14 protein-coding genes are annotated in these 14,633 nt (G+C 30.5%); all 14 read right to left on the minus strand.

Features of this window, described 5'->3' with window-relative positions; translation table 11 throughout:
* Positions 1-128: 128 nt before the first annotated feature.
* The gene (locus OCU47_RS13490; RefSeq protein ID WP_261829125.1) at positions 129-848 is read right to left on the minus strand and encodes a hypothetical protein; all 720 of its coding nucleotides are present in this window, start codon (positions 846-848) and stop codon (positions 129-131) included.
* 155 nt (positions 849-1,003) lie between these two features.
* Positions 1,004-1,723: a hypothetical protein gene (locus tag OCU47_RS13495; protein ID WP_261829126.1), complete on the minus strand. Its 720-nt coding sequence runs from the start codon at positions 1,721-1,723 to the stop codon at positions 1,004-1,006.
* A gap of 11 nt (positions 1,724-1,734) precedes the next feature.
* Positions 1,735-4,284 (minus strand): DUF5702 domain-containing protein, encoded by a 2,550-nt coding sequence (locus tag OCU47_RS13500; RefSeq protein ID WP_261829127.1) that lies wholly within the window; start codon positions 4,282-4,284, stop codon positions 1,735-1,737.
* Positions 4,281-4,772: a hypothetical protein gene (locus OCU47_RS13505; RefSeq protein WP_261829128.1), complete on the minus strand. Its 492-nt coding sequence runs from the start codon at positions 4,770-4,772 to the stop codon at positions 4,281-4,283. The genes OCU47_RS13500 and OCU47_RS13505 overlap by 4 nt, the downstream gene beginning before the upstream one ends.
* 117 nt (positions 4,773-4,889) lie before the next feature.
* Positions 4,890-5,063 carry a Flp1 family type IVb pilin gene (locus OCU47_RS13510; protein ID WP_261829129.1) on the minus strand — a complete coding sequence of 58 codons (174 nt, stop codon included), beginning with the start codon at positions 5,061-5,063 and terminating at the stop codon, positions 4,890-4,892.
* Positions 5,064-5,096: 33 nt separating this feature from the next.
* Positions 5,097-5,969: a type II secretion system F family protein gene (locus tag OCU47_RS13515; protein ID WP_261829130.1), complete on the minus strand. Its 873-nt coding sequence runs from the start codon at positions 5,967-5,969 to the stop codon at positions 5,097-5,099.
* 159 nt (positions 5,970-6,128) lie between these two features.
* A complete protein-coding gene (locus OCU47_RS13520; protein WP_261829131.1) occupies positions 6,129-7,073 on the minus strand; it encodes a type II secretion system F family protein in 945 nt (314 codons plus the stop codon).
* Between the two features lie 7 nt (positions 7,074-7,080).
* Positions 7,081-8,325, minus strand: a complete 1,245-nt coding sequence (locus OCU47_RS13525; protein WP_261829132.1) for a TadA family conjugal transfer-associated ATPase — start codon at positions 8,323-8,325, stop codon at positions 7,081-7,083.
* A gap of 13 nt (positions 8,326-8,338) precedes the next feature.
* Positions 8,339-9,409 (minus strand): AAA family ATPase, encoded by a 1,071-nt coding sequence (locus OCU47_RS13530; protein WP_261829133.1) that lies wholly within the window; start codon positions 9,407-9,409, stop codon positions 8,339-8,341.
* Positions 9,410-9,418: 9 nt separating this feature from the next.
* Positions 9,419-10,867: an FHA domain-containing protein gene (locus tag OCU47_RS13535; RefSeq protein ID WP_261829134.1), complete on the minus strand. Its 1,449-nt coding sequence runs from the start codon at positions 10,865-10,867 to the stop codon at positions 9,419-9,421.
* A gap of 31 nt (positions 10,868-10,898) precedes the next feature.
* Positions 10,899-11,180 (minus strand): hypothetical protein, encoded by a 282-nt coding sequence (locus tag OCU47_RS13540; protein WP_261829135.1) that lies wholly within the window; start codon positions 11,178-11,180, stop codon positions 10,899-10,901.
* Positions 11,181-11,213: 33 nt separating this feature from the next.
* Entirely contained in the window at positions 11,214-11,981 is a 768-nt protein-coding gene (locus OCU47_RS13545) for a PP2C family protein-serine/threonine phosphatase (RefSeq protein ID WP_261829136.1), read from the minus strand.
* Positions 11,982-12,160: 179 nt separating this feature from the next.
* Positions 12,161-12,637, minus strand: coding sequence for a hypothetical protein (locus OCU47_RS13550; RefSeq protein WP_261829137.1), 477 nt, complete (start codon positions 12,635-12,637; stop codon positions 12,161-12,163).
* Positions 12,638-12,649: 12 nt separating this feature from the next.
* Positions 12,650-14,587, minus strand: coding sequence for a serine/threonine-protein kinase (locus tag OCU47_RS13555; protein ID WP_261829138.1), 1,938 nt, complete (start codon positions 14,585-14,587; stop codon positions 12,650-12,652).
* Positions 14,588-14,633 lie beyond the last annotated feature (46 nt).

A 14,633-nucleotide genomic window follows, 5' to 3' on the forward strand; every position in this document is an offset into this window, starting at 1 on the left:
TTAAAGGTAAACTCATTGAAGCTTTCTTATTGGCCAAATTAAAAGCTGTATACTATTCTGCTTGAATCCACCTTTAAGAACATAACTATATAACTAATATAAATTAATAATAGAACTGTTTTATATATCTACTCAATTGTAATTGTACAAATCAATTGACCATCCAAAATCTTAAAGTTTATCTCAGTATTTCCATAATGTTTTGTAACACCACCCTGCTCTGTAACATGCGCACTTACTTCCTTTTCTAATCCTGCTATATCAACTGTTTCTGTAGACACTAGTTTAATGAATTCTTCAAAAAGAGTTCCTTGAATCTTAAATCCTTCTTTTTCAATCTTATCTTCATTTATTTTTAACCATAAATCTACAACTATATTTTGTGCATCAGTAGAATCCACTTTTACCTCTTTAGGTGATATAGAACATGCTCCGTAAGAATAATGTCCTTCTGTATTAACAGCATCATCATATTTAACAAAGGTTACACCTTTAAAATCCTTTATTTTCAAATCATTACTTTCCTCATAAACCTTAAACTGATCACCTTTTCCGGCATTAGGTTTTTCTAGTTTTTCTTTAAAAAATTCTGTTACCTTTGGTCTTAACTCTTCAAACTTCTTTATTACCTCTGGTGAAGTTAATTTCTTTGCCTTATTCTCATCATTATTGTCTTGGGGCGTATCAGTGCTTGTTGATTGTGCATTTTGATCTTTATTATCATTGCTTTGTGCTGCTCCTGTTGCTACTGCTGGAGTCTTTGTAGTATTATCCTTACTTGATTTACATCCCATTACTCCTACTACCATACTTAATATCAATATTCCCGCTATTATCTTTCTTTTCACTTTATTTCCTCCTAGTTATATGCTTTCTTAAAGGTAAACTCATTGAAGCTTTCTTATTAGCTCAACTAAAAGCAGGATGCTATTTTTCTTGAATTTACCTTTAAGAACATAACTATATAACTAATATCATTTAATAATATAACCGTTATATATATCTACTCAATTGTAATTGTACACATCATTTCTGAATCCATTATCCTAAAGTTTATTTCAGTATTGCCATATTGCTTTGTAACTCCACCATCTTCTGTAACATGTGCACTTACTTCTTTCTCTAACCCTGCTATATCAACTGTATCTGTAGACACTAGTTTTATAAATTCTTCAAAAAGTGTTCCTTGAATCTTAAAGCCTTCTTTTTCAATCTTATCTTCGTCTATAACTAACCATAAATCTGTTACTATATTTGCAGCTTCTGTAGACTCCACGTCTTTCTCTTTAGCAGATATTGAATATGCTCCATAAGAATAATGCCCTTTATCCTTAACATGATCATTATATTCTACATAAGATACTCCACTAAAATCCTTTATTTTTACATCATTACTTTTCTCATAAACCTTAAACTCGTCACCTTTCCCAACATTAGGCTTTTCTAGCTTTTCTTTTAAAAACGCTGTTACCTTTGGTCTTAACTCTTCAAACTTCTTTATTATCTCTGGTGAAGTTAATTTCTTTGCCTTATTCTCATCATTATTATCTTGGTTTGTATCAGTGCTTGTTGATTGTGCATTTTGATCTTTATTATCATTACTTTGTGCTGCTCCTGTTGCTACTGCTGGAGTCTTTGTAGTATTATCCTTACTTGATTTACATCCCATTACCCCTGCTACCATACTTAATATCAATATTCCTGCTATTATCTTTCTTTTCACTTTATTTCCTCCTAGTTATATGCTTTCTTAAAGGTAAACTCATTAAACTTATTGATCTTTCCCTTTCCCGAGAAAGTCTGAGTATTAAATAATATATTTACCTTTGAGTTATTTACATCTACTTTTAATGAAGTATCATAATCTTGGAATTTTCCTTTTAAATCTTCATTGGCTGTTATTAAATCTTGACACCTATCTATTAACTTTGATGAATCTGTTATTAAAAGCTTAAATCTTATATAATCTGTATAGTAAAGCTTAATTCTCCCCAAAGCTTGTTTAGCTTCATAATCTTGATCATTATATACTGATTTTTCTTCAGTCTTTTCTATATGCTTTTGCATACTACTTATATTGGATTGCAAAGTTGATCCTTGATGTGAATTCTTACAATCATCTTCATTCAAACCAAATTTCGTACACCATTGTTCAAAATCAGTCTTTATTAAAGGCACCTTATACCCATTATATAAATCAATAAGGTCACACCTAGTTTCCAAAAGCACCCATACAGTCATTATCATATACTTTATTATTGTTTTTGGTAGATGAGTTAGCGCAGCTATAGCAAGTGAAACTACATCTATAAATTTTCTTAACGACTCTTGATAAGTCATCAAACTTATAAAATTCAATGCGCCTCTTATTATAAACAGATCATCTTCCATAGTTGTTTTAGATTTTTGGTCATCATATTTTCCTGATATTATGGCTTCTATCTCATACTTAAGTTTATTTTTTGTGCACTTTGTTAGTTCTGGAATTCTTTTTCCCTTAGGTTGTACCATTTCTCTAAAATATGTCATTATATATTCTATTGAATATATCTTATCAGCTAGTTGTCCTCCTGCATCTATAAATGAGCCTACTTGATCCACACCATTTATACTAGGCATCTTAAAAAGTTGACTTGAAAAGCTTCCAGACTCTCCTTCTTCTGAAGATGTATTTGGTAGCCCTGACTTGTCAATAGTTGCATGAGAATCATATTTATCCAATATCTCAGATAAACTTGGTTTACTATTTATTTTTTGATATAAGTCTTTAATCTTCTGAAAAAAGGTTTCATATTCCTCATTAGACTGACATTTTAATTTAGAGGTTTCCACAACTGATATTCCATCAACTGTGTCCATCTGCTTCATAGGTGTCAAAACATATTCACCTATTTTACTGTTCTTTCTTAATTCATCACTATTACACACCTTCATAATCAAGGTATCTATTAACACATTAGCTGGTGAGTCTAAATCTATTACACTATCCATGGTTCTAAATACATCATCAGTAGTGTGCTTTTCTGCCCATTCATTTGCTTTTCTCGATGCCTTATTCATCTCTGAATCGTATTTATCAAGAGTGCTTATTATTGAAGTAATTTTAGTTATCACATTCTGCAATTCAGATTGTATTGTTGTGGAATCATCTAATATCTTCATATACTCCTTATAGGTGCTGTCAGCCATATCGCGCACTTGACATTGATCTCTAACAGCAAGAGCATTATATTTTTGCATCAACTGAATATATACAGTTTTATGTGATACTATATCATCTACTCCTTTTTTGTCTTTTTCAATTTCTTTTTTTAAATCAGTTAATTCTTGTTTGAAAGAACTCATTGGCTCCAAATATCCTAAGTTTCCAAAACGTTGATTTAATAAAGACAATAAGGTATTCAAATTGTTAGCACGCTTTAATTTCTTTTTATTTTCATGTTTGTCATCGTCTTTATCGCTATGCTTCTCTGCTTCTTTTGTGATATATTTTTCATACATTTCCAATATCATTTTTGTGTATAAATAAGAATATACCTTTTCCATATACACTGTGTTGTTATATGACTTAACATTATTTATACAGCCAAATATAGGACCATTGTTCTTATATATTGCTAACAAAGCTGTCTGAGGCATTAATGGTATATACCCCATGCTCTTAGAATTATTATTCTTGTTCAAAACACTATATTTATTGTTTTTTGCTAACTCCACCACAGCTGTTATAGCATTTTCCTGTGCCTTTCTCATTTCTGCAATAGATTCATCTAAATCTTTCTTTTCCTTACTTTTCTCTAGTGCCTGTATATCATCTGTATCTTTTGCTACATCCTTATAATTTAAAATTTGTTTCAACTGATTATATACTGATAATGCTAAATTCTCGGTACCCTGATACTTCATAGAATAAATCATTTGCCGAAGCATTATCTTATCATCCACAAAGGGGCTATCCCCAGCGGTTACATTTATGTTATCTGGAGGTAAATCAATCTTAAATAAATTATTAGTAGTCTCTCCATATTGAACATTCTCTTGCATAATCTTTTTTACAGTTTGCGTTATATCTGAACCATTCTTAAAAGTCATCATACCATAATCTTTAAACAAATCTTTTTGATAACTAGACAACCCTGATGTAATTCCTGCATCTGTTGCAACTATTAACTGGTTCTTGGTACTATTGATTCTTGTCACATCGATTAGTGTGCAAAAGAAAGCTATTAGCATACCGTAAATAAGAGCTAAAAATACAGTTATAACCCCCTTTCCATTCTTCAATTTGTTTGCCCTCCTTTACTTAATGAACTTTTCACCTTATCCAAAATACCCTTAGCCTTATCCTTGGCTCTTCCTAATAATTTTGCTGTATAAGCGATTGTCCTCATATTAGCCTCATTATTAGAAAGATTTACAACCTTAGTATTGGAATCATGAACCATGCCATCTTTAGTCATTCCAAAAAATTTAAACAAACCCGATAAGGGCAACTTATACGTACAGTTTGTTTTTATAGTCATTTGTTCTCCTACAACATATGGAAATACTGAAACATCAGAACTAAAATCCACCTTCATTGGTATACCTGAATCAACTTTATCTTTTAATTTTGTTTTTACTATTGCAACCTTTTTATCTGTAGAAAATGCTGTTGCAAAAGCTTCTGCAATAATGCTATTTTTACCACTCTTAATCGTATCAAAGTCACTTCCTCGGCTGTACCACTGAGCTGTAACCTGTGCCACCACATGATCTACACTTAGTGCCACATACACTCTGCTATATATAAACAAAAATGTGAAGATCATTATGAAAACAACGTACATAACAAGCGGCATTATTAATGCCGCCTCAATTGTTAATACCCCCTTATTTTTGTGTAGCATTTAGCCTATTACACTGTTAGCAGAATTATTTATTTTTGTGAAAATTTTAGTAAGAAGCGCTCCTATTTGTTGCTTAAACACTAATACTAATCCAATTAAAATTACAAGAATCAATACAATTTCAATAGTTGCTACCCCTTCTTCTTCCTTGAAAAACCTTTTTGTAATCTCCATTCTAACTCCTCCATTCTATTTTTATTTTATATTTTATAATGCAAATAATTGCATCATTGCAGGTACTAATACAACTAAGAAAACAGCTGCTAGCATCAACATCATTGGAAATAAAAGCTTTGTTGATGCCTCTTCTCCCTTCTGTTTAGCCATTTGTTTTCTTTCCTCCCAACATTCATCTGATAATTGCTGCAGCATAAAAACCATACTGTCTGATCCTCTGCTTATATTTTGAAGCACAATTGATGTAAATTTGCTTACCTCTGGAATCTTACATCTTTTGGATAAATCATTTAAGCATTTACTCTTAGGTATATTTGAACTCATATCATTATATGTTTTTGTCAATTCCTTTATTAAAATTGTAGGTTCACCCTTAATATCTTTTAATATAGTCCACCAAGCTCTTTCTAGGGTTAAACCTGCATTTACCAATAAAACTAATTTAGTTAAAAATTCAGGGAAATCATATCTAATTGCTTTACTTCTCTTCTTAAAATTCTCTTCTTCAATGGAATCAGTTAAAATATATGCTCCTACAGCAACTACAGGTCCTGCAATAAGGAAAATAACATTAAATTCACCACTAGCAAGCATTAAGAAATAAACCGCATTTATAGCAATAATGGCTAATGTTAATTTGTAAGCTACATGCCATCTGAATTTTTCTTGTACCTCTAGTCCATACATTGAAAACATTTTTTCATATATCGCTCTACTTCTATTCTTGAATTTTTCTAATCCAAACCTATCTATTATTAAAAGTCCAATTATTCTAACTTCCCTTAACGGGTATTCTTTTTTATTCATATTGCTTACTTCAGTTGCATAGCTTGTATTCCTTTTAGCTAATAAATATAACACTGCTGTAATTGCAATTGTAATTAACAAAGGTATTCCTATCATACTTACACCTCTATATTTTTTATTTCTCTTTCAAAACATAATTGTGATTACTATTCATCAAGTCAGCCATTTGCATCTATATTGACTATTTTTACTCATTCACTATAAAACGTTGGCTTATCAATTTATGAACTTATGCCCTCATACTTGTTATTTTTATCAAACCTCTATATTGGTTATCTTTCTTCCCCATAATGTAGATATTAATATAATTACTAAAGCCCCTGTGGAAATAAGTCTGCCTTGTATAGTGTAAAGTGGTTCCAAAAAATCTGGGGAAGATATTCTTATAAACAAAACTATAGCAAATGGTATTATAGTTAAGATATTAGACTCAAATTTCTTACCTGAAATCAAGGTCTCTATATCTTGCTTAATGCTTATTTTCTCACCAATAATATTAGATGTAATTTCTGTTACACTCTTTAAATTACCACCTGTAGATTTGCAAGCACCAAATACACTTGAAAAGGTTACTACATCCTCCAAACCACTTCTTGTTGCAAAATCATCTAAAGCTTCTTCAATGGTTTGATTTATCTTTATCCTTCTATTTATATAAGTGAGTTCCTGTAGTATGTAGTCTTCCTTTCCAAAGTCAAAAATAGTTTTCAAATCATCATATGCATCAACAAAGGCATTTTCTACTGATTTTCCTGCACTAAGAGAGGATGATATTATATACAAAGCCTCTTTGAACTGTAGCAACAACTTTTGCTTTCTTTTGGAAATAATATTTTTTTTCTTAATTTTGTAGTATCCTATACCTATTAATGAAACGATACCTGCCCAAATAACGCTGTTATAAAAAATATATGAACATATAAAAACTACTCCCATTGCTATAAGTGACCACTTTACCTTCTCTATTAATGTCATTTCATAGCAATTGTAATTTATAAGTCCCTCTTTATTTACTGCTTGTTCAGCGTCCTTCTTAATTTTTGTGATAGTTTTTCTTTTAACAGCTACTGTGTTCTCACCTACTGCTCCATCATCTATTTCCTCATAATCTTTTCTGCTATTTACTATAATCAAAACAATTGCCACTATAGTTGCTGCTACTATCACACCCATGACTACCATAATTAACATAAAATTCATCTTTAATCTATTCCCCCTCATAAATTCCAGAAACTTTCAACTTAGCAACACTATGAAACTTATTATCTGTTCTTACCAACCTTGAGATTACTTTCTTATCTGTGGACCCTTCCTCTTCAACTAACTCATATATCTTGTTTAGAATAATCTCCCCATCTTTTATTCCAAGGACTTCACTTATATCTAATACTTTTCTAGATCTATCTCTAAGTCTGCCTAAATGGATTATTATATCTACAGCTGAAGAAATTTGCTTTCTTATAGCTGCAATAGGGAAATCCACTCCAGTAAGCACCATAGTTTCTAGTCTTGATAACATATCTATAGCTGAATTAGCATGTCCAGTTGATAAAGACCCATCATGCCCTGTATTCATAGCTTGCAACATATCTAAAGCTTCTGCCCCTCTGACCTCACCAACAATTATTCTATCTGGTCTCATTCTAAGAGAACTTTTTATTAAATCCCTTATGCTAATTTGCCCTTTACCCTCTGTGTTTTTATTTCTTGTTTCAAGTCTAACAATATTATCAATATGCTTTATTTGAAGTTCTGCTGAATCTTCTATGGTTATAATTCTTTCATCTTTAGGAATATAATCAGACAATGCATTTAAAAATGTAGTTTTTCCTGAACCTGTTCCCCCACTAATAAATATATTGTATTTAGCTAATACTAGCTTTCTAATAAAGCTTGCTGCCTCTTGAGATATACTTCCCATTTCTATCATTTTTTCAATAGTAAACGGCTTGTCTGGAAACTTTCTTATAGTTACAATTGGCCCATTAAGAGCTATAGGTGGTAAAACAACATTTACTCTTGAACCATCTTTTAATCTAGCATCTACTATAGGTTCACCTTCGTTAACCACTCTATTTACTGTAGAAACAATCTTTTGAATTATATTTTCTAAAGCTTCAACGCTGTCAAAGCCTCTATTTAACTTTTCAATAACTCCATTCTTCTCAATAAAAATATCATTACAACCATTTATCATTATTTCTGAAATTGTCTTATCTTCTATAAGTGGCTGAAGTATATCTAATCTCTTAACTGAGTTAAATGCTTTGTCTAACAATTCCTTTTTATTGCCAACACTGATTCTTATATTCTTTTCTTTTATAATTTCATTTAGTTTTGTTTTAATTACTTCCTTTATTTCTTCATCACTTAATTCCTTCTGTATATAAACCTGGCTTTGTAACAGTTCTTTAATTTCATCTACAATTTCTTGTTCTAAAACACTATCCATATTAAAATTCCCCCTACAAGCCTAATTCTTGTACCATAGTTGCAACTGCTCTCTTAATAACAGTTGAGCAAATCGCTTCATATCCTGAACATGTTCTTAGCGTTTTATCTTCGTCAATCATAAGGTTTATAGGTACTACAGAATTTTCAATAACTCTTTCCGTTCTATCATACATATTGCAAACAAAATAATACTTTTTAGCATCACTTATACAACTCATGAATAAGTTTAATTTACTTACAGACGTCATACTATTAGCCACAGGTGCTATAACCAAGTTTGAAGAATTTAAAATAATTTCGTAAATTGAATTATATTTGCTGCTAGTATCAAAAATTATATATTCATACTGCCCTGACTCTAAAAGTTTCTCAAGCATCCACTTAATATCATTCTCATTCATATCCTCAATATCTAAAATATTCTCTGTATTCTCTAGATAATAAACGTTAGTATTTTTATCTCTATTCACCATATTAATCAGATTTTGAGTAAACTTAGTGGATTGATCCTTAACCTCAAAAATAAAATCTGATAATGTAGTTTTTTTATCACTTTGAAAATACATGTTAGTACTTTGTACATCCTCTAAATTCAAATATAGAACATCTCTTCCCTTAGCACTTAGTGAAGCACTTAAAGCTGTTGCTAATGTACTCTTGCCTGTTCCCCCTATTGGCGAATAAACAGTAATAATCTTTGTAGAAGTATTGTTATTTGAATATACCGCTGTTACCTTCTCTGGATTTATATCAAAATAAGATTTTAAGATGATATCATACATCCTATCCACATCTTTATACTTATGAATCCTTTGGCCTCTATCCTCTGCTAGATTAAAATCACCTTCTACTATAGTAAGAACACAAGAAATTCCTATTCCTTCTAATCTCTCATCGTACATTTCCTTATTTATCAATAGAACATCCTTATTCTTAATCGTATTTACTTCTTTTAGAAATAATTCTTTATTCGAAAAGCATGTAATATCTATCTTTCCCCTATAAGTATTTAAGAGGTATTTATTTAAATAGTCTAAATACTTTTTATCATAATCAACTATAATTAAACCTAACTTTCCCATAATTCTCTCCTACTCCATCTTAAAAATCAGTATTAAATCTGACAATGTGATTATATCTCCATCCTTAAGCTTAACGCGTTCTCCAGTTCCTAATTTATGTTGATTAAGGATGGTTCCATTTTTTGAATTAAGATCTTCTAAATAATAATCATCACCTACAATAACTATTTGAGCATGCCTTCTTCCTATACTGTTGCTCTTTATCCATTGATCAAATTCTGCCTGTCTTCCAATTATGAACGGACTAGCTTCTATATATTTTTTTATACCTTCACCCTTTAATTCTAAATATGGTTCAGCTTTTAGGAATGAAGTATCAGAATCTAGAAGAGTTGTACTTTCATCCTTGACCTGTGACGTATTATAAGGTTCATAAGGTTTATTCTCTGCAACCTTACCCTTAGGCTCATTTAACTTAACCTGTTGTTTGTATTCTGCAGTCACACTTTTTTTAACTTTAACTTGTACCTTCTTTTTCTTAGTTTTATCTAATATAACTCTTAAAACCAATACGTCTAATGCCGCTAGAAGCATTGCTCCTCCAGCTATTTGAGTAACTTCCATTCCATCAACGATGAATAGACTTAATATAATTCCAATAATTATTGGTTGTACCATTACTGCTAATATCAATCTTATTGTAGAGAATTTTTCTTTTTCTACAGTTTCATAAATTACCTGCTGCATTTCTTTAGCTTTTGCCTGTGGCTGATTTGCAGGCTCTATTGATTTGTTTTTGCTTACATCTATCTTTGGCGTTTGTTTAGATACGATACTAGGTCTAGATTCTACTGTTCTGCTTATATTTTTCTTCTCCTGTAATGGACTATTCTCAGATATTGTTGATTTACTTTCATTTCGCCTTATAGCTTTATTATTTCTATTAACTGATAACTTCTCAACAAATTCACTAATGCTGCATCTATTATCTCTAATATTGTTTTTTAGATTTACAAAATAATCTGCATCTCCATTTTTAATTTTGGCTTCTAGTAATATAGTCCTAACTACATCCCAAATTAAGTTCATATAACTTTCATTAATATTTTCACTATACCTCTCCATTAGAGGCACATTTATTAACTTTATTTCCATTATATTAAGATCAATATAAACACAATCTTTTTCTAAGATAAAGTTATCACCTTCCAACAACAGCTCTTTACAATGCAAAATTATATCGGCAATATTACTAAATATCTTAGCTATACTTTCTTTATCTATTTCGGTATTCTTAATATAATCCTCTAAACTTTCAAGGCCTGTTACATAATACTTTAAGTTTATATCTTTATTAAAAATATACTTTTGTACCTCTATTAACCCTCTTTCCTTGTGATTATTTATCATCTCAATTTGAAAATCTATGAGCTCTTTATCTTGAAATGATATTTGTAAAATTTTATTCTCTGCATCCTCTATTTTTTTCTTTGAAATTAAACTACATGCTATAGACACTAATCTCTCCCCCTTTGCAAATAAAATCTATCTAAATTACTGACTTAGAATGTACAACTATAATGTTTTTATCTATACAAAAATTTTTATCTATGTGGCTGCAACTCGAAGCATCTAAATCAGTTACCTCAAGTTTTTCAGTATCCTCACTTTCACTAAAAGGAACATATACCGTATAATTATTCCTTTCCATAGGGCTTTTTTTATAGAATTTTTTTTGAGCTTTTGATTTTAATAAAGTGCTTAATAATACTATTGCCAGTAGCACCATTAAAATTATTCCTAGCATATAATCTTTTAATTCTTTTGGCATCTTTCACCTCTAATATAACCTTTTTACTTTTTCTCAAATAATTTTTACTAACAAAACTGATATGTTATCCCTTTCTCCTCTATCTTTAACTAGCTCAACCATATCAACACAAGCTTTATACATATTATCTTCATCCACTAAATCCCTTGAAGATAGTTTATCTACTATCTCTTTCTCATCTAATTCATGATAAAATCCATCTGTACAAAGCATATATATCTGATTTTTCTCTGCCTTACCTTCATACACAACTATTTTCACATCTGACACCACGCCAATGCATTGCAGTAATATATTTCTTTTAGGATAAGTCTTTGCTTGTTCCTTTGTTATATTGCCTAAATCAACTTCTCTTTGAACCAAGCTTTGATCCTTTGTAATCTGATACAAATTATCTTCAATCTTATACGCTCTACTATCACCAACATGAAACACCAAATACTTATTTTCAATAATTAAAAGAATTGTAAGGGTAGTACCAAGTTTTAAATCATTATCTTCACCATACCTTTTTATCTTTAAATTTAATTTTTTTATTGTGTCAATAATGCTAGTTTTAATTTCTTCTTCCCATTCATTACTTAAGATAATAGTTGGCAGGATTTTCTCAAACCATCTGGACATTGTCATAATAGCTGTTGCACTAGACATTTCTCCCTTTGACAATCCTCCCATTCCATCACACATAACAAAAAAGCCCACATTTCCTCTTGAACTATTAGCAGTCTTTATTAAAAGAGCATCTTGATTTACAGACTTCTGATTTCCTATATCTGTATGATATACCGTTAAAAATTCCATTCTCATCCCTCGTTTACACATTCTAATAAATCTAAATTCTTTTCCAAATAAAGTAATATAGTACATTTTTATTATATTACTTATTTTCCCATATTTATATAGTTTTGTCTTTGTTTTTAAGTAGCATTTTACACTACTCCAGCTTTTAAATATTAAAGCTATAATTAAAGTCAGATATTTTATTTGTTATTATCATCATCCAGCAAAACAGTTTCTTCTTTGTGAATCTTAGCATTTTCCTTTTGAATAAACTGAGCTTCTTCTTCTAAGAATTGTGTATCTTCTTGAAGAAATTCAGTTTCCTCTTCCTGAATAAATTGAGTCTCTTCTTCTAAAAATGTAGTTTCATCTTCATAAAAAGCTTGTGATTTATCCCTTAAGCCTAAACCTTCTACATCTTTATTCAATATAGATTGACTTATTCTACTGCTTGTTCCTCCTATCCTCATACTTTTACTATTAGATAAATTCTGACTATTTGACATTTGCTTATTATTACTTATTCCTTTCTTTCTAAAATCCCAAAAAGAACTGGATTTCATTATTTCCCCTATTTCCTCTTTGTTATATATATAAATTGCACTTATCAAACTTATTAACATCCCTAGGCAACCCACAGTTATTAATATAATATTACCCAAATTACTTTTTTGCATATAACCACCCCTTTATCTTATAAGTCCTTGATTCTTATAGTCATCATATTTCCTTTTTAACTGTATAAAATCAGAATCATTTTTATTAGGATTTTTTTGCAAAGCTTTTTGGTAATAATCTGCCACTTTTTTATAATTGTCTTCATTAGGTTGCGAAGCTGTTAAATTATTTCCTTCTTGTATTTCAACATACAATAGACCCAGCCCAACATCTGCTCTATAATCATTAAATTTTGTTTCTTCCTTGTTAAATATGTCCTCACTATCTTTGAATCTTCCGGAATTCTTATAAATAGTTCCAAGCTTATAGTAGGTGTTTGTAATACTACCACCAACCTTAATAGCACTTTCATAATACGTAGCTGACTTATTCATATTTTCCTTATACTTAACTGGATCTGTTATTACTGAAGTAGCTTTTCCATAATACGCATTGCCTAGCTTCTCTAACAACCTTGAATTATTTTTATCCTTCGTAAGCTCGTAAGCCTTATTAAGAACTGAAACTGTCTTGTCTATACTGTCATTTTTAAAAATATCAGGATTGTTAGAATATATGTCTGCAATAATACTATAGCCATTTGCTTTCAATTCAGGATCTGAAACAGTTTCAACATAATTTTCTAATGTGCTAACAGCTTGTGTTATTACATCATTATTTCTAACCTTACCTCCTAAAGCTTCGGCAATAGGTTTATAGTATTTAAATAACTGCGCTTCTTTTAAATCTAAGTTTTTATCAGGTTTTTTTACCTTTGAAAAATATACATTTGCATTGCAATAATCAGCATTTTCAAAATAGACCTCTCCAAAGTAATATTGTGCTCTTTCATTTTTAGCTACATAAGCTTGTACTGACAATAAAAAATCTATACATCCGTCATAATCATTTTTATTATCAAACAATTTTATTGCCTCTTTATACGCCTTTGCTTCTGGATCATCAGGATTCATTTGTATAGCTTTTAAATATTTTTCTTTAGCAGCTTCTTTATTATTACTGGATTCATTAGCATCTTGAATTGCTGCAATATAATTTTCTTGATTAACATTGTTCGAACCCTTTACTCCAATCGCAGTCAAAGAAGCTGAAAGAATAAACGCTAAAATTGCAGTTGCTAATTTCATCAATTTTTTTCTTGCTTCTTGTTTATAGGCTGAATTCAACCTATGTATATTTTCTAAATCAAAAATTAAGTCTTCAACAGATTGATATCTTAAATTTGGGTCTTGCTGAGTACACTTAGCAATAATAACTTCAAACCCTTCTGAAAGATTTGGATTTACCTGCCTTGCTGGCTTTATTTCAAAAGGAGGATCATTGGGACTTTTTCCTGTAGCCAAATGGTACAATGTTACACCTAAACTATAGATATCTGTTCGTGCATCTGTTTGATGTCTTCCATATTGCTCTGGTGCAGCATATCCCTTGGTTCCTATATAAGCAGTATCTTGAGAAACATCTTCTTTATATTCTCTTGCGATTCCAAAGTCTATCAACTTTATCTTATCTTGAGGTGTTAACATAAGATTTGCTGGTTTCATGTCCCTATAGATTATTGGATTAGGTTTTTGTGAATGTAAATATGAAAGCACTTCACAAATCTGCTTCGCCCAACTTAACACTGTAACTTCATCAGCAACGCCTATCTCCATTAGCTTTTTGTCAAGAGAAATTCCCTCAATGAAGTCTAAAACAACATAGATATAATCATCTTTCTCAACGATATCAACAATTCTAGGTAATGCTGCATGATCAAGTCTTTTTAACAAATTAGTCTCAGCCATAAGGTCTACCGTAGAATTATTTTCATCTTTTCTTACCTGTTTGATAGCCCACAGCTTTTGGATTCTAATATCTTTTGCAAGATATACGGTACTCATTCCCCCCTTGCCCAAGATATCTATAATTTGATACTTATCTTCAAATAAGCTTCCAACTAAATTCAATTAAATCCCCCCCTTCTGAAAAATAAAGCAATTATATAATTCATAT

It is taken from the genome of Clostridium sp. TW13 (genome assembly GCF_024345225.1).
In the GTDB taxonomy this organism is placed as follows: domain Bacteria; phylum Bacillota; class Clostridia; order Clostridiales; family Clostridiaceae; genus Inconstantimicrobium; species Inconstantimicrobium mannanitabidum.